Here is a 26,719-nt window from a genome sequence, read left to right as displayed (position 1 = left end):
TTGTTATATTCTTTTGCCTGAATATTAAGCGGATAACATTATTGATTATGTATCTTTATTGATGACTGAGAAGGTGATACCTCCCAATTCTGTTCAGTAATGATTATCAATTTTGACGAACATGCTTAATGTATTAATAACATCACTTAATGATTAAATAAGACTAAAGAAAGATAGACAATCTCCCACGTTGTCGGTTCACGGAAGGCAGCATTACGTTACCGGAAGGCTATCAGGAACAGACCGTAAACATCATCATCGCTCCCGATGCCCCCGCGCTGAATATCTCGCGCGATCAGTTAATCGAAGGCGAAGATCTCCCCAGTTACCTCACTCGCCAGAAAGGTCTGCTGAAAAACGGTCTGTGCGACTGGCAGTTATTGGAAGAACAGCCCGCGACGCTGGGCGGTAACCTGCTGCAAGGCACGGCGCTGCTCTCCCGTTATATACGTATCATTGTTAAATGAAGGCCGGAAGATCTCCGAGATCTTCCGGCCTGATGAGTGATCTACCGGGGTGCATAGCTACGGTAAGCCAGCGCTGATTGGAGCTTATAGATAGATCTGGTATGTTTCCTTGTCATTCACCGCACTGGCGAGTATCTCCTCCCAGTTTAACCGCTTAACCAACTGAGCTAAGGCCAACGCTTCAATGTGGGTTAATTGAAGTAACAAAAATATGAGATTATATTAAAACATTTAACAGAGTTAACCGCATAGCGAAAAAATAACAATAGCGTTTATCAGTATTAAAAATGATTAAAGAAATGGACTTTGATTTTAATACCATTAGTATATCTATTATCCCTTTTGGTTTTGAACCTAAAAATCAAATACAGGAAAAAGGAAAAGCGATAAAATTCGAGTGTCAATTTAATGAAAATGGGAAAATTTAAATACAAGGCGGGAAACGGAAAAACTATTAGATTTACAAAAATATCTCAATGGAAACCATTCATTAAATAAATTTTTAATTAAAAAATAAGAAAACTATCGGAACAAAAAACGCTTTACTCGATATCACCATTTTAAAATGGTTCTTTTTATCTTTTTATCTTTTTATCTTTTTATCTTTTTATCTTTTTATCTTTTTATCTTTTTATCTTTTTATCTGCATTTCCCTTTAACGGCCTATTCACATCCATATTTAATTTTTTTATCGGCAATGCTATCCTCCACTTATTTTACATTTACCTAACCTGCCATGATATTTAGAAACAAAAAAGCAGAGATATTAAAGATTTTATATAAAAGACGGATTTAACTATAAGTGCAGCTATTTAAAAACACGTTAATAAAATTTAATCGAAATCCATTAACCATTAACAGAAAATTAAAAAGAAATCAGCGAAAAAAATAATATTATCCGAAAAAACATAAAGGGGCATCTTTATACCGTCAAGCTATTTACTGGTTGATTTATGAAGATACAAAGAAAGGAGAGTAACTTATGAAAACTGTTCAAAATTGCCAGTAAAACAGCATTGGCAAAGATAAAAAGCAAGTATAATTAACGTTGATTAAACGTGAAACACAATATACCATAATGATTAAACTTAATATAAAACAGGTATTAAGAGTAGTAAAAACAACGATTAAAACCTTATTATACCAATTAAAAACAGAGGTTAAAAAAATGGCTTTTAATAACAATTTAAAAGCTGCTCATCATAAAAACATCAATGAAAAAGGATAAATAAGAACATAGAATAGGTTAATCAGATAATATATTTAAAATTAACTGGTTTAAATGGCATTTTCAATCAGTGAATAAACTTTTTCATAAACCAATTAAATCATCAATCATGAAAAATCGGAATAACAAAACCCAAAAGTAAATGATTTAACTGAATAAAATCCCAGGCTACTTACAACGTTATTATTTTACATTTACTTGGCTTGCTATGACTATTTGAAATTAAGAAAACAGAGATATTAAAGCTTTTATATAAAGAGCAGATTTAACTATAAGTTAAATTTTTAAAAGGATGTTAATTGAATCTAATCGAATCCCATTAACAGAGAGTTGAAAAAAATCAGCGAGAAAAAGAATATTATCCGAAAAAACATAAAAGGGTATTTTTATACTCTCAGTCTATTTACGGGTTGATTTATCAGGATAAAGTAAAGGAGGGTGATTTATGAAAACTGCTCGGGATTGCCAGTAAAACAACGTCAATAAAGATAAAAAGTGAGTATTATCAACGTTGATTAAACGTAAAACACAATATACCATGATGATTAAACTTAATATAAATCAGGCAGTAAGAGTAGTAAAAACAACGATTAAAACCTTATTATACCAATTAAAAATAGAGGTTAAAAAATGGCTTTTAATAACAATTTAAAAGCTGCTCATCATAAAAATATCAGTGAAAAAGGATAAATAAGAACATAGAATAGGTTAATCAGATAATATATTTAAAAAATTAACTGGTTTAAATAACATTTTCAATCAGTGAATAAACTTTTTCATAAACCAATTAAATCATCAATCATGAAAAATCGGAGTAACAAAACCCGTAAATGATTTAAACGAGTAGGTGAAAATGATCTGCTGGTGATTTAAGGTGTTGTTTATCACCAGTAGATCACTAAAGAATGGTCGTATCCTTTCTTCGGAGAGATATGTCCATATCTTACGACCATTCTTCGTAGTCCCCGGACATCCCCTCTTTGATTTTTGCAGCCATCTTAGTAGCTATTTTATTCATATTTAGCCCTTCTCCGGTGAAATTGGCCGGGATGTTTTTCAACTCCGTACTTCCCCGTTGCGCATATTCACAAAACGCGCTCATTTCCTCAAAAAGCGCAGCAGGAACCGCGTAGAACTGGATCTGATTGTTAGATGAAACAGCAATAGCATCTCCCTGGGCTTCTGCCAATGCTGCACTGGGATTGGATTTAAACTTACTGATAGCTGTTGTGTAGCCACACATGACTTTCTGCAACATGGAAAACCTCCGCTCGGAAAAATTATACAATAGATCAAATATAGAGCTAAGTATAGCTCTATATTTGATCTGAAACCAGTACCTTGTAGACAGTTGATCGGCTTATCTTTAGCTGATTAGCAATATATTTGTGGCCTCCATAGCTAAAGAGTTTCAAGAAACCGGCTTTAATAACGTTTTCAACCTGGAATAAACTTTTCCATAAACCGATTAAATCATTAATCATGAAAAATCGGAGTAATAAAATTCGTAAATAAATGATTTAAACGAATATGGACCGGATTACTTTCAGCGTTATTATGTTGTATTTATTATGCAAAACCAAAACGTTAAATATGCCGGTTTAAATTTTCTTTACACGGCTTTAATCATTCCAATAGCATTGTTTTTTACGGTTTGATTTAAACCATTCCTCTTTTTATATCTTTAATGTTTTCATGCTAAAATCAATTCATGTCGTTGCTTTATAAAATATTTAATCGTTATTTTAACGTTTAAATATCTGTTTATCCATTATAACCTTTCTGGCTGATTAATCTGCCAGACTTTTACCATCGTTGATGCAATAAAGCATTATTAAAGCACTAGAGAAAACGAATCAGCCGATAACACGCTATCTAAAGTTTCCGATAAAACGAAATTTCAAATTAGGTTAATTAGCAGTCTGAGTTCCCCCAAAAAGAGGGAACTACAGGTGAGAAATCAGAACTTCTGGGAGATACTGAATTTAATGTTACGTCCAACCCCAGAAACAGATTCACTGAGATATGGGTAATAATCATGATTAAACAGGTTATTTACCGTTACACGGGCTTCAAGGCCTTGTTGGAAATCAGGTTGCCAACTGGCGAACAAACCGTGCAGGACGTAACCTTGGCTTTTGGGTATTGACCAGAGTACCGCCATGGGATCGCCATCTTTAGGCGATCGATCTTGCTTACGGATAAAATCGCCGGTCCAGCCCATTGTCATCTGCCATTGAGGGATTTTTACGCCTAACATGGAACGGGCTGAGGTGGGTGGAATTTCTGCAATCCAGGTTTTGTTACCCCAAGGATCGCGTGGTGAAGCATCTCTTTGACCACGGATAGTTGAATAAGAAAGTTTTCCAAACAAGTGATTGCTGTCGTAGAAAGTTTCGATTTCCAGCCCCTGAATGGTGTATCCCGGTAAATTACGGTAGTTGGATAAAGGTTTTCCGCAATCCGGTGATTTACACACGACTCCACGACGGACAAATATTTCATCCTTGCCTCTGTTACGGAATAAAGTCGTACGGATTTGTAAACTATCTTGGTCTGCCAGCAGGTCATTGAAATTCAGAATCGCACCGAAGCGTAAACCAGTCATTCTTTCTACATCTAAATTACGGCTGGTGGCCGTGACACTCGCTTGTGCATATTGCATTTCATACTGTTCATCCACGAGTGGCGCACGCCATGTCCGGCTGACATCCGAAAATAGTGACAGGTTTTGCATTGCTTTCCACATGATACCTAAATGTGGAGACCAGCCAGTATAGGTGACGCTGCTGTAATCATGGCCTACATTTGGGGAATTATCATTGTAGATTGCCGCGATATTGGGTTTGCCGGTATTGGTGATATGGTCATAGCGAACACCGGGCGTCACAGTAACGCTGCCGATAACCATTTCATCCTGCAAATAGAAACTATTCGTTTTTTGTTCTCCTGAAGGCATGTAGGTTGGCTGAAAATAGCCATAATTATATTCAGGTCTTTTGTCTTTGCTTTTATCATGCATAAGGGTATTACGTTGATTTTTATGCCAACGAGCTCCAACGAGTAATGTGTGTTCTATGCGCCCGGTTATAAATGCACTTTTGTTGTTTATATCTGCTAAGTTATCCACATAGTCGATCCAGCTTTCATTTCCCAATGAACCAATAAAACCGCTGTGGGCTTTTTCAGAGCGTTTATCATGCTGTTCTGTTTTCGAATAGGCATAGGTTGCTGTTAGGTTAAGTAACGGATTGTCTTCCGGTGCGATATTCCACTTGGCGGTGTAGTTTTGATCCGTTTGATCACGATAAATTAATTTACGGCGCCAGGCTTCATTCCAACCATATTTTTCAACCTCAGATTCTGACGGAACGACTATTTCATCGCGTTTTGCTGCCCATGGCTGCCAGCCCGCAGAATCAGAACGCATAGCGGAAAGTGTTAATGTGTGAGTATCATTCAGGTAAAAATTAGTTTTCAGTAAATAGGATGCCTGATCGCTTTTAGAGAAAGCAAAACGGGTGCCATCCGGTCGTTTGATATTGCCGCCATCCCGTTTATTCATATATAACAAGCCGTCGGCAAAGCCTTCTATTGTCCGGCCATAGATTGCGCTGCTATAAATATTTTGGCGGTCATTGGTGTGATAACCGTATTTCAGTAATCCACCAAAATCTTCTCCTGGCTGTAATAGATCACTTGCATCTTTAGTGACAATTTTAACTGTTCCGCCAAATCCACCATTACCGTCAAGCAGGTTATGCGGGCCTTTATCGACATCGACCTGTTTGATTAATTCCGGCTCAATAAAGATCGATCCCTGACGATATTTTTCGAAGCCTTTTGGTGCATCATCCAGTGTGATTTTGATGTCTTCTGTATCACCCATTCCCCAGATGTTCAGGGTTTGACCTCCTGGGCGGGGCGAGCCTGACATCGAAACGCCAGGGAGTTGATTGAGTAACTCGGCGATATTGTCTGCCTGGGTACGCTCAATATCTGATTTTCTTAATACAGAACTTCCTGCGCTGACGCTATTGTTTAACTCGCCAATAACGGAAAGCGCGGGAAAGGCAATCACTTTCTCTGACTTTTCTAACTTTTCTGCGACTTTTTGTGTTTCATTCTCCTGTGCTGTCAGATAACTGGGCAGACCCGCACTAAGCACAATCATGCCTGATAAAGCATAACGAACAGTGCGATTAATTTGCTGTGTTGTTCCTGATACGGATGTTTTTTGTTGTTTCCCGCGATTTTTCATTGTCATAAATACCTTTGGAATGTAGCCAAGTAAAAGAACTTAATTTAAACAGGTCACTCGACGAAGGAAATCGGGCAGAAAAAAGTTAATAACGGGATTAACTTTTTTTTCTGATTGATTTTAATGATGGGTATCCCGACGGGAAGGGCGCGGAGTTCGCTTAGTGGGTCTGCATGTGACTTTGCTGGACCCACAAATTGATCGGCAACTGTTGCTTGAATGGTAGTTCCCCTGCTGCTACATCGGAGCAGGGGGGATTTGATTAAGATTTTTCAGGAATAGCTTTCAGGACTGCGGTCAGCAGTTGCCAATATTGTCCAACACTTTTGATGTGAACTTGTTCATCAGGGGAGTGAGCGCCTGTGATGGTTGGCCCGATAGAGACCATATCCATATCAGGATAAGGTTTCTTAAACAGACCACATTCCAGCCCTGCGTGAATCACCATAATATTGGGGGTTTTATCGAACAGCTGTTGATAGGTTTCACGTACCAGGTGCATCACCGGAGAATTTGCATCCGGCTGCCAGCCTGGATAACCGCCTTTGGAGGTAATTTCAGCGTTTGACAGTTTTGCCAGGGAACCGAGCATACCTATAATGTAGGATTTGCCGCTGTCGATAAGCGAACGGATCAGACAAATAATATTGACCTTATCCTGTTCCATAGTGACAACGCCCACGTTGAGAGAAGTTTCTACTACGCCTTTGATGATATCACTCATACGGATAACACCGTTTGGTGTACTGTTCAACAATGAGATAAAACGGTTCTGGCAATCATCAGTCAGTGCCTGAATATCGGTTTCAACCTCTTCCAGCAATACCGTCAGATTTTTCTCGACGATGGCATATTCATTTTGCAGGATCCCTAGGTATTTATCTTTCAGTTGGGTCAGCCGCGCTGTTTTATCTGCGGGGACGGCAACAATAACATGACCTTCTCGTGGAATGGCATTACGCAGCGTACCGCCCTGGAACTCAAGCAGTTTTAGCTCCAGTTCCTCAGTATGGGCAGCAAGGAATCGTGCCAGTAGTTTGTTGGCATTACCCAACCCTAAATGAATATCACAACCGGAATGCCCGCCTTTCAGACCTTTGATGGTGAGTTTTAGTGTTTTGTAGTGAGCCGGAACCGTTTCTCGGGTAAGTGCTAACGTGGTGGTGAAATCGATACCTCCGGCACAACCCATGTAGATTTCGCCTTCTTCTTCTGAATCGGTATTGATTAAAATATCAGCTTGCAGCCAACCCGGTTGCAGGCCAAAAGCACCATCCATTCCGGTTTCTTCCGTCATGGTCAGTAAAACTTCCAGAGGGCCATGTTTTACGTTGTCATCAGCCAGCACGGCTAATGCTGACGCAAGGCCAATACCATTATCTGCACCCAATGTTGTACCTTGTGCAGTAACCCATTCATCATCAATATAAGGACGGATAGGATCTTTAGTGAAGTCATGTTCTGTATCGTTGTTTTTCTGTGGCACCATATCAAGGTGAGCTTGCAGAACAACCGCTTTACGATTTTCCAGCCCTTTACTGGCTGGCTTTCTGAGCAGAATATTGCCAACCTGATCGCGTTCAACGTGCAAGCCTTTTTCCTGCGCCCACTGAACAATGTGGGTTGCCAGCGCTTCTTCATGATAAGAAGGGTGAGGGATAGAACAGATTTTGGCAAAGATGTCCCACAGAGGCTGAGGGGATAATTGTGATAGTTCTGACACGACGAATCTCCTGTGACTGCATCTCAATAAGATGGAAATACTACTCTCTACCAGAGACATAGGTTTTATTATTACGAGCGATTAACGCTTTGATGCTATTGAGCTCAGAATACCACTTTCTTTTGGTAAGGATAATGTGATTCATCGATTCCCTGTTTCCGCTGGTTTTTACTGACCTAAATCAATATAATCTCGCGCAACTTTTTCTGCGAAAACTCTTTTCTGAAATATTCTTAAGTTGCCGGGATCCATTCTTATGAGCGAAAAATATGTCGTAACCTGGGATATGTTGCAAATACATGCCCGTAAATTGGCACAACGTTTACTCCCTGTCGAACAGTGGAAAGGTATCATTGCTGTGAGTCGGGGCGGTCTTGTCCCTGGGGCGCTTCTGGCGCGTGAATTAGGTATCCGTCATGTAGATACTGTCTGTATTTCCAGCTATGACCATAATAATCAACGTGATCTGCAAGTGCTGAAAAAAGCAGAAGGTGATGGTGAAGGTTTCATCGTTGTAGATGATTTGGTTGATACTGGGGGCACCGCTCAGGTTATTCGTGATATGTATCCAAAAGCGCATTTTGTGACTATTTTCGCCAAACCGGCAGGTCGTCCTCTTGTTGATGATTATGTTGTTGATATTCCGCAAGATACTTGGATCGAGCAACCTTGGGATATGAGCGTAGTATTCGTCCCGCCAATTTGTGAAAGTAAATAAAATCAGCATTTTTTATGGCAAATCAAAATCTTTCAGAATCACTTTTTAAGCCAAGACAAAAGCATCAGGAAACTTCCACGCTGGTAAAGCATCGCCATCCCCGGCTGATTGCCGGTAATTACAATACGTTGGATGGTAATAGTCATGGGAGCTGGTATCGCATGATTAACCGGCTGATGTGGATTTGGCGGGGAATTGATCCTTTTGAGATAGAAGAAGTCTTGTGCCGGATTGCCATGGCAAACGCTCAACGCAGTGATGATAATTTACTGGATACCGTGGTTGGGTATCGCAAAGGTAATTGGATTTTTGAGTGGTCACATCAGGCGATGCTGTGGCAACAGAGAGCGTTACAGACAGAACAGGCCGCCGAAGCGGGCAATTGCTGGTTGAAAGCGGCCAATTTGTATAGCATCGCCGGTTATCCTCATCTCAAAGGTGACGATCTGTCTCAGCAGGCTGTTGTTTTGGCAAATAAAGCCTATGAAAATGCGGCCCGTTGTTCTGATTATCAGTTGAGGAAGATAGAGTTCAAACTGAAAGAGGGCGGTTGTGTCACTGGCTTTCTGCATTTGCCTCAACGACCACAAGGGCCTTCTCCAACTATTCTGGTGTGTGGCAGCTTAGATAATTTGCAAAGTGATTATTATCAGTTATTCCGTGATTATCTGGCGCCTTTGGGATTCGCCATGCTAACGGTGGATATGCCTTCAGTGGGTTACTGCTCACGTCTGCGATTGACACAGGATACTTGTACTCTGCATCAACAAATAATCCATCAACTGGATAACATCCCTTGGATTGACCATACACGGGTTGGCGTTTTGGGTTTCCGTTTTGGTGCTAATATTGCGGTCCGCCTGGCATATTTGGAATCTAAACGTATCAAATGTATTGCGACTTTTGGCGCTATTGTCCATGAGTGGCTCAATAGCGCGGAACGCCAGCAAAATGCCCCTGTGATGTATCTCGATATGTTTGCCAGCCGGATGGGTATTTATAATGTGGATGAAAATGCGTTTCGCCTCGAACTTGGTTGTTATTCCCTTAAAAAACAAGGTCTATTGGGCCGACGTTGTTCTGTTCCTATGCTAGCCGGTTACTGGCAGAATGATATTTTCAGCCCGAAGGAAGAATCAAAGCTGATAGCAATGTCATCAATGGACGGTAAATTATTGACTATTCCGATAACGCCTGTTTACAGCAGCTTCAATAAGGCATTACAGGAAACCAGTCAGTGGTTGAAAAATAAAATGGGTTAGATTTTTTCAATTTAGCGTTATGCCTGTTGGCATAACGCTTCTCTCCTGCTAAAACTGAACGCTGTTTTTTCAAATTAAATATAACGGCAAAAATATGATGAATGGTAGCCAAACATTGGTTGTGAAGCTGGGGACAAGTGTATTGACCGGCGGCTCTCGTCGTCTGAACCGGGCTCGTATTGTAGAGCTGGTACGCCAATGTGCTCAACAACATGAAAAAGGCCACCGTATTATTATTGTAACTTCCGGGGCTATTGCGGCTGGCCGGGAGCATCTGGGATATCCGGATTTACCTGCAACTATTGCTTCTAAGCAATTGTTGGCGGCAGTAGGCCAGAGCCGGTTGATTCAGCTGTGGGAACAGTTTTTTTCTATTTACGGTATTCATGTTGGTCAAATGTTACTGACCCGTGCGGATTTAGAAGATCGGGAGCGTTTTTTAAACGCCAGAGATACCTTAAATGCCCTGCTTGATAATCGCATTGTTCCTATAATCAATGAGAATGATGCGGTTGCAACTGCGGAAATTAAAGTTGGCGATAATGATAATTTATCTGCACTGGCAGCAATTCTGGGTGGAGCAGATAAACTGTTATTATTGACTGATATTGAAGGGCTATATACCGCTGATCCGCGCAGTAATACCAATGCAGAACTTATTCCGGAAGTTTATGATATCAGCGACGAATTACGTATGGTTGCCGGTGATAGCGTTTCCGGTTTAGGGACGGGTGGAATGGCGACTAAGCTTCAGGCGGCGGGTATTGCAGGCCGGGCCGGTATTGATGTCATTATTGCTGCCGGTAATAAACCGGATGTTATCGTGGATGTCATTGAAGGTAATCCGGTGGGGACTCGCTTTCATGGGTTGGAAAGCCCGATGGAAAATCGCAAGCGTTGGATTTTTGGCGCCCCGCCTGCGGGTGAAATTATTGTTGATCACGGTGCTGAAACCGCAATCTGTGAAAAAGGCAGCTCTTTGTTGCCGAAGGGAATTAAAAATATTAAAGGTGATTTCTCCCGTGGAGAAGTTATCTGTATTCGTAGTCTGTCTGGTAAGGATTTGGCGCACGGCGTTTGCCGCTATAACAGTGATGCTTTGCGTTTGATTGCAGGCCATCATTCACAGCAGATAAACCAAATTCTTGGTTATGAATATGGCGCTGTTGCGGTTCATCGTGACGACATGATTGTGAGTTAGGGGTTCATAATGTTAGAGCAAGTGGGAAAGGCTGCCAGAGAAGCCTCATGGCAACTGGCACAGCTAAGTACGAAACAGAAAAATCAGGTATTAATCCACATTGCAGATTTGCTGGAGCAGAAAAGTACAATCATTCTCGAAGCTAATCAGCTTGATATGGCTCAGGCTCGTGAACAGGGAATGAGTGAAGCGTTGCTGGATCGTCTGTTACTGACACAAGAACGTTTGGCAGCGATAGCTAATGATGTTCGCCAGGTGTGTCGTTTATCTGACCCGGTAGGGCAAGTTATTGATGGTAGCTTGCTTGATAGTGGTTTGAAGTTAGAACGTCGCCGTGTACCGCTTGGTGTGATTGGGGTGATTTATGAAGCCCGTCCTAATGTCACTATTGATGTTGCATCTCTGTGTTTGAAAACAGGTAATGCCGTTATTTTGCGTGGTGGTAAAGAAACTCATAACACTAATCAGGCAACAGTGAAAGTCATTCAGCAGGCACTTGAGCAGAGTGGGTTACCTGCCGCAGCAGTGCAGGCGATAGATAAACCGGATCGTGAATTAGTTACTCAGCTGCTGAAAATGGACCGTTATGTGGATATGCTGATTCCACGCGGTGGCGCTGGGTTGCATAAGCTGTGCCGTGAGCAGTCAACCATTCCGGTTATTACCGGTGGTATCGGCGTCTGTCACACTTTTGTCGATGAAAGTGCTGATTTCGATAAGGCATTGACTGTCATCACTAACGCTAAGGTTCAACGACCAAGCGCCTGTAATGCTTTGGAAACATTATTGGTACATCATAGGATCGCGGCAGATTTTCTGCCGGTATTGAGCAGGAATATGGCAGCACAAGGTGTTACCCTTCACGCGAGTAAATCAGCAATGGAATTTTTGCGGGAAGGCCCTGCAAAAGTCGTGGATGTGGCAGAAGCAGATTACAGTGATGAATGGTTATCTTTGGATATGAATGTGGAAATTGTCAGTGATATTGATCGGGCAATTAGCCATATCCGTACATACGGCACGTCCCATTCTGATGCGATTCTGACTCAATCTTTGCACAATGCCGACTATTTTGTTCGTCAGGTAGATTCTGCGGCGGTTTATGTGAATGCCAGCACTCGTTTTACTGATGGTGGACAGTTTGGTTTGGGGGCGGAGGTTGCCGTCAGTACTCAGAAACTGCATTCCCGTGGTCCAATGGGATTAGATGCGCTGACTACGTATAAGTGGGTTGGTTATGGCGATAATTTAATCCGTAAGTAATCTGTTTATTGTTACCCCAAAAGTGTGTCTGATTAATTGATATATCGGTAGGATCATGTTTTGGGGTAGCTTTTTCCATATAGATTCACTTTTGATTTTACGTTGATGTAAAGTTCTGGTTACTATAGCTGTTAATATATTTTTAACGATGAAATTTACCAAGGATATCAGGCAATGAACCCAATATTGTTTATTGTAGGTGCGCGTGGGGCAGGAAAAACGACGGTTGGAAAGCGATTAGCCAATGAATTATCGTACACATTTATTGACACCGATCATCATATCCAACAAGTCAGTAATATGACCATTGCGGATATTGTTAACCAGCAAGGGTGGCAACAATTTCGGCAATTGGAAACTAAGGTTTTACAACAAGTTAGTCAAAGTAATCGGGTTATTTCCACCGGTGGTGGGATTATTCTTTCTGCTGAAAATCGCCAATATATGCGACAAAATGGTACGGTGATTTATCTTCAGGCTTCCGCTGACATATTGGCTGAGCGATTAATGCAGCAGCCGGAAAGTACTCAACGTCCCAGTTTAACTGGAAAATCTATTGTTGAAGAAATGGAAGAAGTCCTCACTGCAAGGGAGAATCTCTATTGTGAGTGTGCAGATCATATTATTAATGCGCAACTTTCACCGGAAAGAATTATAGCTTGTGTGAAAGAAATTATTCTTCCCAGAAGAATATCCTGACACTTTTTTATTTAAAAATAAAAATATTATAGTATCAGATGATAAATAATATCTTCTATTTATTTTTCAAATGGGTTGAGATACGAATATGTTGTTTTTTTTTCTAAAACTTGTTTTTCGTTTGATGTTCCGTTTAACGATAGAAGGAGATATTAAACAATTTACCTACCCAAAATGCCTTATCACACCTAATCATGTCTCTTTTCTTGATGGTGTTTTGTTAACACTTTTCTTACCTGTTAAGCCGGTATTTGCTGTTTACTCCAACATTGCAAACCGGGGTTTTATGAAATGGGTAAGGCGCTATGTTGAAATAGTGCCTTTGGATCCCATAAATCCAATGGCGGTCAGGGGATTGGTCAAAGAAATAGGTAAAGGAAGACCGATAGTTGTCTTCCCTGAGGGACGAATTACGGTTACTGGTTCTTTAATGAAAATCTACGATGGGGCGGCTTTTATTGCCGCTGTATCGGGAGCAATGGTGGTGCCTGTCCGCATTGAGGGGTTGGAGCAAACGATATTCAGCCGATTAAAAGGTATCTTCAAGCTTCATCTTTTTCCGAAGGTGACAATAAAAATTCTGCCTGCCACACAATTGCCAATGCCGGATGCACCTAGCGCGGACCAGAGACGCCGTTTGGCGGGAGAACGCTTGCATGAAATCATGATGAGTGCACGAATGGCGACTTGTCCGCAAGAAACAATATTTGAATCTTTACTGGTTGCACAAAAGCGATTTGGCCGCTTTAAGCCCTGTATTGAAGATGCTTCTTTTAAAGAAGATAGCTATAACAGTTTACTTAAAAAAACGCTGGGTATTAGCCGTATTTTGCAACGTTTTACCTGTCGGAATGAACGGATTGGTTTTCTTTTACCAAATACCACTATTATGGCAGCGGCTATATTTGGCGCATCTTTGAGAGGCAGAATTCCCGCCCTGTTAAACTATACCGCAGACAGCTACGGGCTGAAAAATGCCATAACAACCGCCAATATCAAAACGGTTGTGACTTCCCGACAGTTTCTGGAAAAGGAGCAGTTAACGCATTTATCTGAACAGGTTACTGAGGTTAATTGGGTTTATCTTGAGGATTTGAAAGGTACAGTGACTTTTCTGGATAAATTATGGATCTTGTGGCATCTCTTTTTCCCGAAACAAGCGATGGTGGTGCAAAAACCGGATGATGATGCATTGGTGTTGTTTACGTCCGGTTCAGACGGTGTGCCAAAAGGTGTGGTTCATAGTCACTCTAGTTTGTTGGCAAATGTGGAGCAGATAAAAACTATTACTGATTTCAATCCACTTGATCGTTTTATGTCTTCTGTACCACTGTTTCATGCATTTGGACTGACTGTTGGCCTATTTACCCCGTTGTTGATGGGTAGCCGGGTATTCCTTTACCCAAATCCACTGCACTATCGGGTGGTGCCGGAATTGGTATATGAATGTAACAGCACTGTATTATTGGGCACATCTACTTTCCTGGAGAGTTATGCCTGTTTTGCCCATCCCTATGATTTCGCACGTCTTCGTTGTGTAATGGCGGGTGTTGAAAAGCTCGCTGAGAACACTAAACGTGTTTGGCAAGATAAATTCGGGCTCCGCATTCTGGAAGGGTATGGAATGACAGAATGTGCGCCTGTCGTTGCATTGAATGTGCCAATGATGGCTAAAGCCGGGACTGTTGGGCGAATTTTACCGGCAATGGAATTCCGCTTGATTCCGGTGGCAGGTATTAGGGAAGGGGGGCGTTTGCAACTGCGTGGCCCGAATGTTATGAAAGGGTATCTACGGGGGGACGATCCAAATCATTTGGCACGTCCATCGGCAGAAGATGAGCATGGGAATATTCAGTGTGGCTGGTTCGATACTGGAGATATTGTTTTAATTGATGAACAAGGATTCTGTACTGTTCTTGATCGGGTGAAACGTTTTGCTGAACGGTCAGATGAAATAGTGTCACAGAACAGTGGAGAAACTTGCATTGCAAGTCTCTCCTGATACCAGACATGTTGCTACAGTTAAGAGTGATCATAGCAAAGGAGAAATATTGGTGCTGTTCACTACTGATTTGGAACTTGAATACTCATTAATGCTTCAGACTGCTCAGGAATAATAATCGTGAATGTATCCTCTGTTGTTGCTCAGCCGTTATTAACCCGTGGTATGAAAGCCGTATTGGCATCACAGTTTTTTTCGGCTTTTGCGGATAATGCTCTGTTGTTTGCGATTCTGGCACAGTTGAAAGCCCAGTTTTATCCTGACTGGAGCCAGCCGATATTGCAGATAGTGTTTGTCCTCGCGTATATCCTGTTGGCGCCTTTTGTCGGGCGAATAGCAGATCGTTTTCCAAAAGGTCGTGTGATGCTGTTTGCCAATAGCTTCAAGCTATTAGGCGCGTTGAGTATTTGCCTGGGTTATGATCCCTTTTTTGGCTATGCTTTGGTTGGGATTGGTGCAGCAGCATATTCACCGGCCAAATACGGAATTTTGGTTGAATTGACAGATGGCGATCGCTTGGTAAAAGCTAATGGTTTGATGGAGGCTTCAACTATAGCTGCCATTCTCACTGGTTCTGTGGCGGGTGGTCTTTTGTCTGATTGGAGCCTGACCGCTGCATTATTTACTTGTGCGCTGGTATATGGCATTGCTGTCATTGTTAATTTCTTTATCCCGCAATTATCGCCAGCCTGCCAGGGTAAGGGCTGGAGCCTGAAAAAGATGCTGACAGATTTTATTTCAGCCTGTTGTATTCTTTGGCATAACAAAGAAGCACGATTTTCTTTGGTTGGAACCAGTCTGTTCTGGGGCGCGGGGATCACACTGAGATTTCTGTTGGTTTTATGGGTACCTGTTGTTTTGGGAATTGTTGATAACAGCACGCCGACAGTACTTAATGTGATGGTTGCTATTGGGATTATTATCGGCGCAGGGGGTGCTGCCCGTTTTATCACACTGAAAACCGTCCGCCGTTGTATGCCTGCTGGTATTTTAATTGGTGTGATGGTGGTGGTTTTTGCTGTTCAGCAGAGTCTCTGGGCTTCTCACGTGATACTCATTATTCTTGGCACTTTTGGCGGCCTATTTATTGTTCCGCTGAATGCGTTATTGCAGGAAAGCGGCAGGCAAACGGTTGGGGCCGGTAATGCAATCGCAGTACAGAATTTGGGTGAGAATACCGCCATGTTACTGATGCTTGGCTTATATTCACTGGTCATTAAAATAGGTGTCCCGGTTGTCATAGCAGGAGTAGGTTTTGGTGTGCTGTTTACTTTGACAATCACCGGTTTATGGATTTGGAACCAGTTTCAGAAAAATTGATCTTTTACCGGATAAAAGGTGTGTTTATGGATGAAAAAATTCTGACTCAGCTTAGTATTGAACTGGGAACGAAACTGAGACAACAGAAATTGTGGGTGACCTGTGCTGAATCTTGCACAGGTGGCTGGCTGGCGAAAGCGATTTCAGATATTGCCGGTAGTTCTGCTTATTTTGATCGGAGCTTTGTGACATACAGTAATAAAGCCAAACATCAGATGCTTGGTGTATCAGAAACCACTTTACAGCAATATAGCGCTGTCAGTGAACCGGTGGTGAGAGAGATGGCGGCAGGGGCATTGCAAGCCGCGCACGCGGATCTGGCGGTTTCTGTTAGTGGTATTGCCGGGCCTGATGGTGGAAGCGAAGAAAAGCCTGTTGGCACCGTGTGGTTTGGGTTTGCATACCGCACGGTAAATGGGATAGAAGTTGTATCCCGTCATTGTTGTTTTAACGGTGATCGAAATGAAATACGCCTTCAATCCGCAATTTATTCTCTGAAAACATTGTTATCAGAGATTATAAAAAATTAGCTTGATACTGTATGATCATACAGTATAATTGCAGGCAACATTTTGGTATTAAAAATTATTCATCGGCAGTGAGGTAACCCTTTCATTGCTTACGAGGGAGTAAAAATGGCTATTGATGAAAATAAACAAAAAGCACTGGCAGCGGCACTGGGCCAAATTGAAAAACAGTTTGGTAAAGGTTCCATCATGCGTCTGGGCGAAGACCGTTCAATGGACGTTGAAACTATCTCCACTGGCTCACTGTCACTGGATATTGCATTAGGTGCTGGTGGCTTGCCGATGGGACGCATTGTCGAAATCTATGGCCCGGAATCTTCTGGTAAGACAACGCTGACATTACAGGTTATTGCCTCCGCACAACGTGAAGGTAAAACCTGTGCGTTTATTGATGCTGAACACGCCCTTGATCCTGTTTATGCGAAGAAACTGGGTGTTGATATTGATAACCTGTTGTGTTCTCAGCCAGACACCGGAGAACAAGCTCTTGAGATTTGTGATGCGTTGACTCGTTCCGGCGCGGTTGATGTCATTATTGTCGACTCCGTTGCGGCTTTAACACCAAAAGCTGAAATCGAAGGCGAAATTGGTGATTCTCATATGGGGTTAGCTGCTCGTATGATGAGTCAGGCAATGCGCAAACTGGCGGGTAACCTGAAAAGTTCCAATACTCTTCTGATCTTTATCAACCAGATCCGGATGAAAATTGGGGTTATGTTCGGTAACCCCGAAACCACAACCGGTGGTAATGCGCTGAAATTCTATGCTTCTGTCCGTCTGGATATTCGCCGTATTGGTTCAGTGAAAAATGGCGAAGAGGTCGTTGGTAGCGAAACCCGTGTTAAGGTTGTCAAAAACAAGGTGGCAGCGCCATTTAAGCAAGCAGAATTCCAGATTATGTACGGTGAAGGCATCAATACTTATGGTGAATTAATCGACCTGGGTGTGAAGCATAAACTGGTGGAAAAAGCAGGTGCATGGTACAGCTACAATGGCGATAAAATTGGCCAGGGTAAAGCGAATGCTACCATCTACCTGAAAGAGCATCCTGAAGCTGCTACTGAGTTGGATAAAAAATTACGCGAGATGTTGCTAAACAATGCTGGAGAATTCAGCAGTGCTGCTTCTGATTATGAAGGCAACGAAAACGAAGAGATCAATAACGAAGAATTCTAATCTAATTATATCGACAGTCTGTATTCTTGTATTAAAGCTGTAAAAGTTTTGTCTTCAAACTTATAACCGCGTTAATAATGACGCGGTTTCTTCTCTCAGAAAGCAAGTATTATCCATATTATGCGATCATGCTTTCAGAAAATACCCAGACGATTTACAATGCTGCCAGCGAATGGATGTATCTGGGATTTTACTTCTAATGGAAGAAATTTTATCTTATCCCCACTTTGTTTATTCGTGAGTTGAAAATAGGTGATGAAATATTCCACCTAACCAATTCATAAATCTGTTTTTTCCAGCTTGATTTCGGGACAATTATGAGCAAAAGCACCGCTGAGATCCGTCAAGCGTTTCTCGACTTTTTTCATACTAAAGGGCATCAGGTAGTACCAAGCAGTTCTTTGGTGCCAAATAATGACCCAACACTGCTGTTTACCAACGCAGGGATGAACCAGTTTAAGGATGTATTTCTTGGGCAGGACAAAAGATCTTATTCCCGAGCAACAACTGCTCAACGCTGTGTTCGTGCTGGTGGTAAACATAATGATTTAGAAAACGTCGGTTATACCGCACGTCATCATACTTTCTTTGAAATGCTGGGTAATTTTAGTTTTGGTGACTATTTCAAGCATGATGCTATTAGCTATGCTTGGGAACTTCTGACCGGCAAGGATTGGTTCAATTTGCCTAAAGAAAAATTATGGGTGACTGTCTATCAGACTGATAATGAAGCCTATGATATCTGGCAAAACGAAGTTGGAATACCAGCAGAAAGAATTATCCGCATTGGTGATAATAAAGGTGCTCCTTATGCATCAGATAACTTCTGGCAGATGGGTGATACCGGTCCTTGTGGCCCTTGCACTGAAATTTTTTATGATCACGGCGATCATATCTGGGGTGGTCCGCCAGGAAGTCCAGAGGAAGATGGTGATAGATATATTGAAATCTGGAACATCGTCTTTATGCAGTTCAATCGTCATGCTGATGGCACGATGGAGCCGCTGCCAAAACCATCCGTAGATACCGGTATGGGGCTGGAACGTATCGCTGCTGTATTGCAGCATGTTAATGCTAACTATGAGATTGATCTGTTCCGAGATCTGATTGCCGCTGTGGCTGGTGTCACTGGTGCTACAGATGATCTGAGTAATAAATCTCTGCGGGTTATTGCCGACCACATCCGTTCATGTGCGTTCCTGATTTGTGATGGCGTTATTCCTTCCAATGAAAACCGTGGTTATGTTCTGCGCCGTATTATCCGTCGGGCTATTCGTTACGGTAATATGTTGGGTGCTAAAGATACCTTCTTCTATAAATTGGTTGCTCCATTGATAGAAGTAATGGGCGCTGCGGGAGAAGAACTTAAGCGCCAGCAAACCATTGTTGAGCAGGTATTGAGAACAGAGGAAGAGCAATTTGCCCGTACTCTGGAACGCGGTTTGCAATTGCTGGACGATGAACTATCAAGACTGTCCGGTGATATTCTGGATGGTGAAACCGCTTTCCGTCTGTACGATACCTATGGTTTTCCTGTGGATTTAACCGCTGATGTTTGCCGTGAGCGCAATATTAAGGTTGATGAAGACGGTTTTGCCGCTGCAATGGAAAGTCAGCGTCGTCGGGCTCGTGAATCAAGTGGTTTCGGTACTGATTATAATGAATTGATCAAAGTTGATGAACGCAGTGATTTTTCTGGTTACGATCATAACGAACAGCAGGCAGCAGTTACAGCTATCTTCCGTAATGGCGAATCAGTCAATCAAATTCAAGCTGGTGAAGAAGCGATTATTATACTGGATAACACCACGTTTTACGCTGAGTCCGGTGGGCAAGTTGGTGACCGGGGTATTCTGAGCAATAACGATTGTGCTTTTGATGTTACTGATACACAAAAATACAGTCAGGCTATCGGCCACATCGGTAAGCTTGCGAAGGGTAGCTTAAGTGTAAACCATAAGGTCAATGCTGTTATTGATATAGAACGTCGTGATGCAATCCGTTTGAATCATTCAGCAACCCATCTGTTACATGCTGCATTACGTCAGATTTTGGGCGAACATGTATCTCAGAAAGGCTCTTTGGTTAACGATAAATATCTCCGCTTTGATTTTTCTCATTTTGAAGCAATGAAACCGGAGCAGATCCGTCAGGTTGAGGATTTGGTTAATGCTGAAGTTCGTAAGAATTCACCGATCATGACTGAATTGATGGATCTGGAAGCAGCAAAAACCAAAGGTGCTATGGCACTGTTTGGTGAAAAATACGAAGAGCAAGTTCGTGTACTGTCAATGGGGAATTTTTCCACTGAATTATGTGGCGGGACTCACGCAAGTCGTACTGGTGATATTGGTTTGTTCCGTATTACGGCTGAATCTGGAACTGCTGCGGGTATCCGTAGGATTGAAGCAATTACAGGTAAAAAAGCGTTGGAATCTGTGCACCAACAAGCTAATTTGCTTCAGGATATTGCTCAATTGGTGAAAAGTGATATCAATAACCTGAGTGAAAAAGTACGGGTAACACTGGATAAAACCAAAGTACTGGAAAAAGAACTTCAACAGCTTAAAGATCAACAGGCTACACAGGAAAGCTCTTCTTTGGCAAGTAAAGCGAAAGACGTTAACGGTGTGAAGTTGCTGGTTAGCCAGTTAAGTAATACAGAGCCTAAAATGCTGAGAACTATGGTTGATGATCTGAAAAATCAACTGGGTTCAGCAATTATTGTGCTTTCTACTATAAGTGATGATAAAGTCAGCCTAATTGTTGGTGTCACAAAGGATCTGACTGCTAGAATAAAAGCAGGTGAGTTAATTTCTTCTGTAGCTCAACAAATCGGTGGTAAAGGTGGTGGTCGCCCTGATATGGCCCAAGCAGGTGGTTCTGATGTTCAAGCGTTGCCTTCTGCTTTGGATAGCGTGGAAGAGTGGGTAGCATCGCGGCTTACCTGAGTTTAGAGGGCACCATGATAGTTGTTTTTATGGTGCCTTGAAGTCTTGTTGTGAAATTGTTAAAAGGTTGAGCGCACATTTATTTATTTTGGCTAAACTATATATGTAGGAAATGCGCTCAAAATTGCTTATACTTTAAGCATATAACATTGTTTTACGTTTTCACGGTGTTTGGATGGATAATAGCGGGGAAACCTAAAGACCCGACTCTTTTAAATTTTCAAGGAGCAAAGAATGCTTATTCTGACTCGTCGAGTTGGTGAAACGCTCATGATAGGCGATGAGGTAACAGTTACAGTACTGGGGGTTAAAGGTAACCAAGTTCGTATTGGTGTAAATGCCCCTAAAGAAGTTTCTGTTCACCGTGAAGAAATTTATCAGCGGATTCAGGCCGAAAAATCTCAGCCAACAACTTATTAACTCTAAGTTGGCGTCCTATGTCAGAACCGGGCGCCATTTTTGAGGCATCTCATCTCTGTTAGTAGTTTATTCCCTTTATTCTTGAATTCTTACCTATCTTCCCATCTTTTTTGTTTTTCTATCATAAGAAAAGGCAAGGTCCATGATGCTATTGTGGGAAATAATGGTTTGCATATACTTCAATTGAAGGCAGGATAATTTACTGCTGACAAAATACACTTTTTGTCGTCAAACCATCCATTTTGTGCGTGAAGCATCCAAACAAACACAGGTTTAGAAAAATTGTTTGACTTATAAGTCTGGGAAAGTAATATGTGCGCCACGCAGTGACGAGGAGCTTAAACAAAAGTTCTGAGCCACAGTTCGAAAAACAGCTCGAAAGAAAGCGTACGGTGAGATGGCCGAGAGGCTGAAGGCGCTCCCCTGCTAAGGGAGTATGCGGTCAAAAGCTGCATCGAGGGTTCGAATCCCTCTCTCACCGCCATTTAAGACCATGCATCCATAGCTCAGCTGGATAGAGTACTCGGCTACGAACCGAGCGGTCGGAGGTTCGAATCCTCCTGGGTGCACCATATTTAACCTTGAGATGAAATCATCTAAGGTACCATTCAGGTAATCAAAGCAACTACTGCCTTTTACCAGAGTAACAAACTGACCATGCATCCATAGCTCAGCTGGATAGAGTACTCGGCTACGAACCGAGCGGTCGGAGGTTCGAATCCTCCTGGATGCACCATATTAAGAGCCCCGTCTAAAAAGCGGGGCTTTTTCTTTATCTGTATTGCTGTAAATCAACCTATCCCCTGTATAGCACTGAAATACTTTTGCTTATATATCTAATCAGCGACAATTTGGCTTGTTTAAGATAAAGTAAACCCTTATAAAAATTCTTCTAAAACACTACGGGAGGTCGAATTGATCCCGGACGTATCAAAGGCTCTATCATGGCTAGAGGCGCATCCGACAATTTTAAAGGGAATTCGTCGCGGTGTTGAGCGTGAAACATTGCGTGTTACTTCAGATGGTGATTTGGTAGCGACGGAGCACCCTAAAGCACTTGGTGTAGCGCTTACGCACAAATGGATTACAACTGACTTTGCAGAGTCATTGTTAGAATTCATAACACCAGTCGATGATGACATAAAATATACAATTTCATTTCTTAGCGATATTCATCGTCATACAGCGCGTGTGCTGGACAAAGAAAAAATGTGGCCTTTGAGTATGCCATGCTTTATTGATGCGGCAGAGAACATTACTCTGGCTCAGTATGGTACATCGAATATTGGTCGCTATAAGACGTTATATCGTGAAGGGCTGAAAAACCGTTATGGTGCTTTGATGCAGACCATATCTGGGGTTCATTATAATTTTTCATTGCCGATTGAGTTTTGGCAGGCATGGGCTGGCGTTGAAGATGCAGAGAGTGGTAAAGAGCAGATCTCAGATGGTTATTTCCGTTTGATCCGCAACTACTATCGTTTTGGATGGGTGATTCCCTACTTGTTTGGCGCTTCTCCAGCGATTTGTTCTTCATTCTTGCGTGGCAGAGAGACTTCTTTGCCTTTTGAGCGCATAGAAAATGGAGCTTGCTATCTGCCTTATGCTACTTCATTAAGAATGAGTGATCTGGGATACACCAATAAATCACAGCGTGATCTGAATATTACGTTTAATAACCTTCGTACCTATGTTGAAGGGCTGAAAAAAGCGATTCACAAGCCGTCTGACGAGTTTGCTAAGTTGGGTATTAAGCAGGGTGACAAATATATTCAGCTCAATACAAACGTCTTACAGATTGAAAATGAGCTGTATGCGCCAATCCGGCCTAAACGTGTTGCAAAAGGGAATGAATCGCCTTCTGATGCTTTACTGCGTGGAGGGGTGGAATATATCGAAGTTCGTTCATTAGATATTAATCCATTTGCCGCGATTGGGGTCAATGAAACACAAATTCGCTTTCTTGACCTATTCTTAATATGGTGTGTGCTTGCCGAAGCGCCGGAAATGAGTAGTGATGAGTTGGAGTGTTGCCGCAAAAACTGGAATAGAGTGATCCTTGAAGGGCGTAAACCAGGGCAAGTGATTGGCCTTGGTTGTGGCAGTGTGGAGGAACCATTAGCTAAAGTTGGCAAAGAATTATTCAATGACTTGAAACGGGTTGCTGAAATACTGGATAGTTGTTCTGGTACGCAATATCGGAAAGTTTGCGAAGAATTGATTGCTATGTTTGATGATTCATCACTGACTTTATCGGCTCGTGTGCTGGAAAAAATGAAGACTCAGGGCATTGGTGGCTTTGGGCTGGAATTGGCAGATAAATATCATCAGCAATTAGTCAATGAAAAATATGAGGTTATTAGCGATGAACAGTTCGCTATAGAACGCAGGGCCTCAGTGGAGCGACAAGACGCGTTGGAATATGAAGATACTATCAGTTTTGATGAATATCTGAAACAACAGGCAGGATGCTAGAGAAGAAAATGGCCACTAATAATAGTGGCCAAATAAAAACTTCTGGAAAAATAGGAATGATAATAATTGCGCGTCTTTCATTCTTTACGACCGGTAGTAGATGAAAAGGTTTCATTTGCTTGTAAAAAAATCTGAATTTTTTGTGGAGATGAAGAAATGCCTTTACTAGATAGTTTTACTGTTGACCATACCCGTATGGCTGCACCAGCTGTAAGAGTTGCTAAGACCATGAAAACGCCTCATGGTGACACCATCACAGTTTTTGATTTACGCTTCTGTGTGCCAAATAAAGAGGTTATGCCTGAGAAGGGTATTCATACACTAGAGCATTTGTTTGCTGGTTTTATGCGTAACCATCTCAATGGTGATGGTGTTGAAATTGTTGATATATCGCCAATGGGATGCCGAACGGGTTTTTATATGAGCCTGATTGGTGCGCCAGCAGAAATACGTGTAGCTGACGCGTGGAAAGCAGCAATGGCCGATGTATTGAAAGTGAAAGATCAGAGTCAGATCCCAGAGCTAAATATTTATCAGTGCGGTACTTATCACATGCATTCACTGACAGAGGCTCAGGATATTGCCCGCCATATTCTTGATTCAGATGTTCGTGTTAATAAGAATGATGAACTGGCATTGCCAGAAGAAAAGCTAACAGAATTGCATGTATAGTTTATAACAGCGATGATATTTCGGATTTTTTCGATGAGATGTTAGCAGGAATATACCGTTGGGGCGTAGCACATACCTCCAACGGTATGGATCTTAAGTGATCATTTAAGCTGTTTGTGCTTTTTGTCCAGAAAGTTGGTTGATGGGCGTGACCCGAACTTGTTTGATAACATTATCGTTCACAGAAAGCACTTCAAAATTATATTTGCCAATTTGCACTTGCACGTTCAGTGCTGGTATTTCTCCTAACTCTTCAAGCACCATACCATTAACCGTTCGTGGTCCATCAACAGGCAATGCCCAGTCAAAAGCTTTATTTAATTCGCGGATGTTGGCTGTCCCGTCAACTAAAATAGTACCGTCACTTTGGGGGGAAACTTCTTCAGCCAGAGATGGAGACATTGATGTTGTAAAATCACCGACAATCTCTTCAAGGATATCTTCAACAGCTACCAGCCCTTGAATATCACCGTATTCATCAACGATAAGCCCGGCTTTTTCCTTATTACGTTGGAAGTTTACTAATTGAACATTAAGTGGAGCGCTGATCGGGATATAGTAAATTTTATCCGCTGCTTTAATCAGGTTTCTTTTGGTGAACTCTTTTTTTTCCGTCATCAATCGGTAAGCTTCACGTACACGGAGCATACCAATAGCATCATCAAGTGAATCACGATAAAGCACGATCCGGCCATGAGGTGAATGAGTTAACTGACGTATGATGGATTTCCAGTCATCATTAATATCAATGCCAACAATTTCATTACGGGGGACCATAATGTCGCCGATGGTGACTTTTTCCAGGTCTAAAATTGAAATCAGCATATCCTGATTTTGCCGTGATAGCTTGGCATCTGATTCATTCACAATAGTGCGTAGTTCATCTTTACTAATTGCATGACTGTGACCAGTAATGTATTTGATGCCAAGGCAACGCATTAACAATAAGGTAATTCTATTTAGCAGCCAAACTAACGGCATCATGATTTTTTGTAATGGACGCAGCAGGAAACTGCTCGGAAAAGCGATTCTTTCAGGATAGAGAGCGGCTATAGTCTTCGGCATAACTTCAGAAAATATCAGCACGATAAAAGTTAGAACACCTGTTGCGATAGCGACCCCGGCATTACCATAAAGGCGCATACCAATGATGGTAGCGAGTGCTGAGGCTAGAATATTAACCAAATTGTTGCCGATAAGAATCAGGCTTATAAGCCGGTCAGGATGACGAAGCAATACTTCAACTCTGCGTGCAGAGCGGCTTCCTTGCTTTGCCAGATGGCGTAAGCGGTAGCGGTTCAGTGTCATCATACCTGTCTCAGACGCGGAGAAGTACGCTGAAACGAGAAGCATAATGATTAAAATAATAATTAATGTGCTTGTTGAGACATGCTCCAAAGCAAAATTCCTTCCATATATTGATGCTGATTGGACATCATGTTTTTAATAAATCATGATTTCTTGCAATAATCGATTGCCAAAATAGGCAAGCGTCAGGGTAAATGCACCAATCAGATTAAACCAGATAACTCGTTTACCACGCCATCCATCATGGTAGTGTCCCCATAATAAAACAATGTAGACAAACCATGCGATGATAGAAAGAACTGCTTTATGGATATTCTCCTTACTGAAAATATTATCCATATAGAGGATGCCGGTGCAGAGTGTCAGAGTCAGTAATATTACGCCAACCTGAGTGATATGAAACATTTTGCGTTCGGTGAACATCAGTGGGGGCATATTCGGAGTAAAAGTCAGTTTTTTATTTTTGAGCTGATGATCCAGCCAGCCAAGCTGTAAAGCATACAGTGCAGCGATAAGCAAAGTCGCATAGCCAAGCAGAGCCAAGCCAATATGAATAGATAATTCAAGGCTGGCTTCCAGATGAGTAATGAATTCACCGGGCATAAGGCTGGCTAATGCCAGATTTATCATGGCAAAACTATAGACAATCGGCAGTAGGAACCAGGCACGGCCATGGGAAGCGACAATTGTCATTATGATACAGATAAGTAAGCTGACAATAGAACCCAGGTTCAAGAGTGTGAGATTTTGCCCACTGCTGACGTGAAAGATCTGGTATTTAAGCGCAATGGCATGACAAATTAAAGCGACAATCGCTGAAAGCAATGCCAGTCTGCGGTATCCGTTCGGTTTTCGCAGTAAGCCGGGAATAATCAGTACCAGGCTGAGTAAATAAGCGAATAAAGCAATTATAGAGAATACTGGCATAGCGTTAGTCGTTTTAGCAATAATTTCAGGTGAATTAAAGCTTAAGTATAGCGCCAGCAAGGGTAGCCTCCAACCGTTGTTAATCATCCGTGCGAATCTCTGTGCAGAGATCCCTTTAT

At 41.9% G+C, this 26,719-nt stretch carries 19 protein-coding genes, 3 tRNA genes and 1 pseudogene; 17 read left to right on the top strand and 6 right to left on the bottom strand.

Going from position 1 to position 26,719, the window contains the following annotated elements; genetic code table 11:
* Window positions 1–173: 173 nt before the first annotated feature.
* Entirely contained in the window at window positions 174–467 is a 294-nt protein-coding gene (locus LGZ99_RS16580; protein ID WP_315903507.1) for a DcrB-related protein, read from the top strand.
* Between the two features lie 84 nt (window positions 468–551).
* Here LGZ99_RS16580 and LGZ99_RS25030 read toward each other — a convergent pair whose 3' ends face one another.
* The 4 genes from LGZ99_RS25030 to pepD form a co-directional block, all read right to left on the bottom strand.
* Window positions 552–629 (bottom strand): hypothetical protein, encoded by a 78-nt coding sequence (locus tag LGZ99_RS25030; protein WP_422630679.1) that lies wholly within the window; start codon window positions 627–629, stop codon window positions 552–554.
* 2,009 nt (window positions 630–2,638) lie between these two features.
* Window positions 2,639–2,953: an antitoxin gene (locus LGZ99_RS16575; RefSeq protein WP_023044611.1), complete on the bottom strand. Its 315-nt coding sequence runs from the start codon at window positions 2,951–2,953 to the stop codon at window positions 2,639–2,641.
* Window positions 2,954–3,655: 702 nt separating this feature from the next.
* Window positions 3,656–5,956 (bottom strand): TonB-dependent hemoglobin/transferrin/lactoferrin family receptor, encoded by a 2,301-nt coding sequence (locus LGZ99_RS16570; RefSeq protein WP_262979356.1) that lies wholly within the window; start codon window positions 5,954–5,956, stop codon window positions 3,656–3,658.
* A 262-nt stretch (window positions 5,957–6,218) separates the two neighbouring features.
* Window positions 6,219–7,679: a beta-Ala-His dipeptidase gene (gene pepD / locus LGZ99_RS16565; protein ID WP_021325966.1), complete on the bottom strand. Its 1,461-nt coding sequence runs from the start codon at window positions 7,677–7,679 to the stop codon at window positions 6,219–6,221.
* A gap of 256 nt (window positions 7,680–7,935) precedes the next feature.
* On the opposite strand from pepD, the gene gpt reads away from it, so the two are divergent.
* The 16 genes and pseudogenes from gpt to luxS all read left to right on the top strand — a co-directional run bounded on the left by gpt (window position 7,936) and on the right by luxS (window position 24,365).
* Complete coding sequence (gpt, locus tag LGZ99_RS16560) at window positions 7,936–8,397, top strand: xanthine phosphoribosyltransferase (protein ID WP_021325967.1); 462 nt, start codon at window positions 7,936–7,938, stop codon at window positions 8,395–8,397.
* Window positions 8,398–8,411: 14 nt separating this feature from the next.
* On the top strand, window positions 8,412–9,659 hold the full coding sequence (frsA, locus tag LGZ99_RS16555; RefSeq protein WP_036840683.1) for an esterase FrsA: 1,248 nt from the start codon (window positions 8,412–8,414) through the stop codon (window positions 9,657–9,659).
* A 97-nt stretch (window positions 9,660–9,756) separates the two neighbouring features.
* The gene (gene proB, locus LGZ99_RS16550) at window positions 9,757–10,860 is read left to right on the top strand and encodes a glutamate 5-kinase (RefSeq protein WP_031280759.1); all 1,104 of its coding nucleotides are present in this window, start codon (window positions 9,757–9,759) and stop codon (window positions 10,858–10,860) included.
* A gap of 9 nt (window positions 10,861–10,869) precedes the next feature.
* Window positions 10,870–12,123, top strand: coding sequence for a glutamate-5-semialdehyde dehydrogenase (proA, locus tag LGZ99_RS16545; RefSeq protein WP_036840680.1), 1,254 nt, complete (start codon window positions 10,870–10,872; stop codon window positions 12,121–12,123).
* Between the two features lie 174 nt (window positions 12,124–12,297).
* A complete protein-coding gene (gene aroL, locus LGZ99_RS16540; protein ID WP_021325970.1) occupies window positions 12,298–12,822 on the top strand; it encodes a shikimate kinase AroL in 525 nt (174 codons plus the stop codon).
* 88 nt (window positions 12,823–12,910) lie between these two features.
* Window positions 12,911–14,936, top strand: a pseudogene (aas, locus tag LGZ99_RS16535) (bifunctional acyl-ACP--phospholipid O-acyltransferase/long-chain-fatty-acid--ACP ligase); the annotation flags it as partial.
* 53 nt (window positions 14,937–14,989) lie between these two features.
* A complete protein-coding gene (gene lplT, locus LGZ99_RS16530) occupies window positions 14,990–16,144 on the top strand; it encodes a lysophospholipid transporter LplT (protein WP_390894033.1) in 1,155 nt (384 codons plus the stop codon).
* Between the two features lie 26 nt (window positions 16,145–16,170).
* Window positions 16,171–16,674 (top strand): nicotinamide-nucleotide amidase, encoded by a 504-nt coding sequence (pncC, locus tag LGZ99_RS16525; protein ID WP_262979354.1) that lies wholly within the window; start codon window positions 16,171–16,173, stop codon window positions 16,672–16,674.
* Between the two features lie 105 nt (window positions 16,675–16,779).
* Window positions 16,780–17,847, top strand: coding sequence for a recombinase RecA (recA, locus tag LGZ99_RS16520; RefSeq protein ID WP_021325975.1), 1,068 nt, complete (start codon window positions 16,780–16,782; stop codon window positions 17,845–17,847).
* A gap of 317 nt (window positions 17,848–18,164) precedes the next feature.
* Window positions 18,165–20,798 (top strand): alanine--tRNA ligase, encoded by a 2,634-nt coding sequence (gene alaS, locus LGZ99_RS16515; RefSeq protein ID WP_262979353.1) that lies wholly within the window; start codon window positions 18,165–18,167, stop codon window positions 20,796–20,798.
* A 234-nt stretch (window positions 20,799–21,032) separates the two neighbouring features.
* Complete coding sequence (gene csrA / locus LGZ99_RS16510; RefSeq protein WP_002209449.1) at window positions 21,033–21,218, top strand: carbon storage regulator CsrA; 186 nt, start codon at window positions 21,033–21,035, stop codon at window positions 21,216–21,218.
* A 391-nt stretch (window positions 21,219–21,609) separates the two neighbouring features.
* A tRNA-Ser gene (locus LGZ99_RS16505) sits at window positions 21,610–21,702 on the top strand.
* 11 nt (window positions 21,703–21,713) lie between these two features.
* A tRNA-Arg gene (locus LGZ99_RS16500) sits at window positions 21,714–21,790 on the top strand.
* Window positions 21,791–21,877: 87 nt separating this feature from the next.
* Window positions 21,878–21,954: transfer RNA gene (locus LGZ99_RS16495), tRNA-Arg, on the top strand.
* A gap of 179 nt (window positions 21,955–22,133) precedes the next feature.
* Window positions 22,134–23,693: a glutamate--cysteine ligase gene (gene gshA / locus LGZ99_RS16490; protein WP_023044603.1), complete on the top strand. Its 1,560-nt coding sequence runs from the start codon at window positions 22,134–22,136 to the stop codon at window positions 23,691–23,693.
* A 156-nt stretch (window positions 23,694–23,849) separates the two neighbouring features.
* Window positions 23,850–24,365 (top strand): S-ribosylhomocysteine lyase, encoded by a 516-nt coding sequence (gene luxS / locus LGZ99_RS16485; protein ID WP_021325977.1) that lies wholly within the window; start codon window positions 23,850–23,852, stop codon window positions 24,363–24,365.
* Between the two features lie 105 nt (window positions 24,366–24,470).
* Here the strand turns inward: luxS and LGZ99_RS16480 are convergent, their stop codons facing one another.
* Both LGZ99_RS16480 and LGZ99_RS16475 read right to left on the bottom strand, forming a co-directional pair.
* Window positions 24,471–25,763 (bottom strand): HlyC/CorC family transporter, encoded by a 1,293-nt coding sequence (locus LGZ99_RS16480; RefSeq protein WP_036840669.1) that lies wholly within the window; start codon window positions 25,761–25,763, stop codon window positions 24,471–24,473.
* Between the two features lie 45 nt (window positions 25,764–25,808).
* A complete protein-coding gene (locus LGZ99_RS16475) occupies window positions 25,809–26,600 on the bottom strand; it encodes a cytochrome C assembly family protein (protein ID WP_036840671.1) in 792 nt (263 codons plus the stop codon).
* Window positions 26,601–26,719: the final 119 nt, after the last annotated feature.

Source organism: Photorhabdus temperata (genome assembly GCF_025384845.1).
GTDB lineage: Bacteria > Pseudomonadota > Gammaproteobacteria > Enterobacterales > Enterobacteriaceae > Photorhabdus > Photorhabdus temperata.
This window is presented reverse-complemented; position numbering and strand designations above follow the sequence as displayed.

Excerpts from the sequence above, each read along its gene's own strand:
- LGZ99_RS16575 (WP_023044611.1), bottom strand. The coding sequence starts at position 2,953 with ATGTTGCAGAAAGTCATGTGTGGCTACACAACAGCTATCAGTAAGTTT.
- LGZ99_RS16570 (WP_262979356.1), bottom strand. The coding sequence starts at position 5,956 with ATGAAAAATCGCGGGAAACAACAAAAAACATCCGTATCAGGAACAACA.
- gpt (WP_021325967.1), top strand. The coding sequence starts at position 7,936 with ATGAGCGAAAAATATGTCGTAACCTGGGATATGTTGCAAATACATGCC.
- frsA (WP_036840683.1), top strand. The coding sequence starts at position 8,412 with ATGGCAAATCAAAATCTTTCAGAATCACTTTTTAAGCCAAGACAAAAG.
- proB (WP_031280759.1), top strand. The coding sequence starts at position 9,757 with ATGAATGGTAGCCAAACATTGGTTGTGAAGCTGGGGACAAGTGTATTG.
- proA (WP_036840680.1), top strand. The coding sequence starts at position 10,870 with ATGTTAGAGCAAGTGGGAAAGGCTGCCAGAGAAGCCTCATGGCAACTG.
- aroL (WP_021325970.1), top strand. The coding sequence starts at position 12,298 with ATGAACCCAATATTGTTTATTGTAGGTGCGCGTGGGGCAGGAAAAACG.
- lplT (WP_390894033.1), top strand. The coding sequence starts at position 14,990 with ATGAAAGCCGTATTGGCATCACAGTTTTTTTCGGCTTTTGCGGATAAT.
- pncC (WP_262979354.1), top strand. The coding sequence starts at position 16,171 with ATGGATGAAAAAATTCTGACTCAGCTTAGTATTGAACTGGGAACGAAA.
- recA (WP_021325975.1), top strand. The coding sequence starts at position 16,780 with ATGGCTATTGATGAAAATAAACAAAAAGCACTGGCAGCGGCACTGGGC.
- alaS (WP_262979353.1), top strand. The coding sequence starts at position 18,165 with ATGAGCAAAAGCACCGCTGAGATCCGTCAAGCGTTTCTCGACTTTTTT.
- csrA (WP_002209449.1), top strand. The coding sequence starts at position 21,033 with ATGCTTATTCTGACTCGTCGAGTTGGTGAAACGCTCATGATAGGCGAT.
- luxS (WP_021325977.1), top strand. The coding sequence starts at position 23,850 with ATGCCTTTACTAGATAGTTTTACTGTTGACCATACCCGTATGGCTGCA.
- LGZ99_RS16475 (WP_036840671.1), bottom strand. The coding sequence starts at position 26,600 with ATGCCAGTATTCTCTATAATTGCTTTATTCGCTTATTTACTCAGCCTG.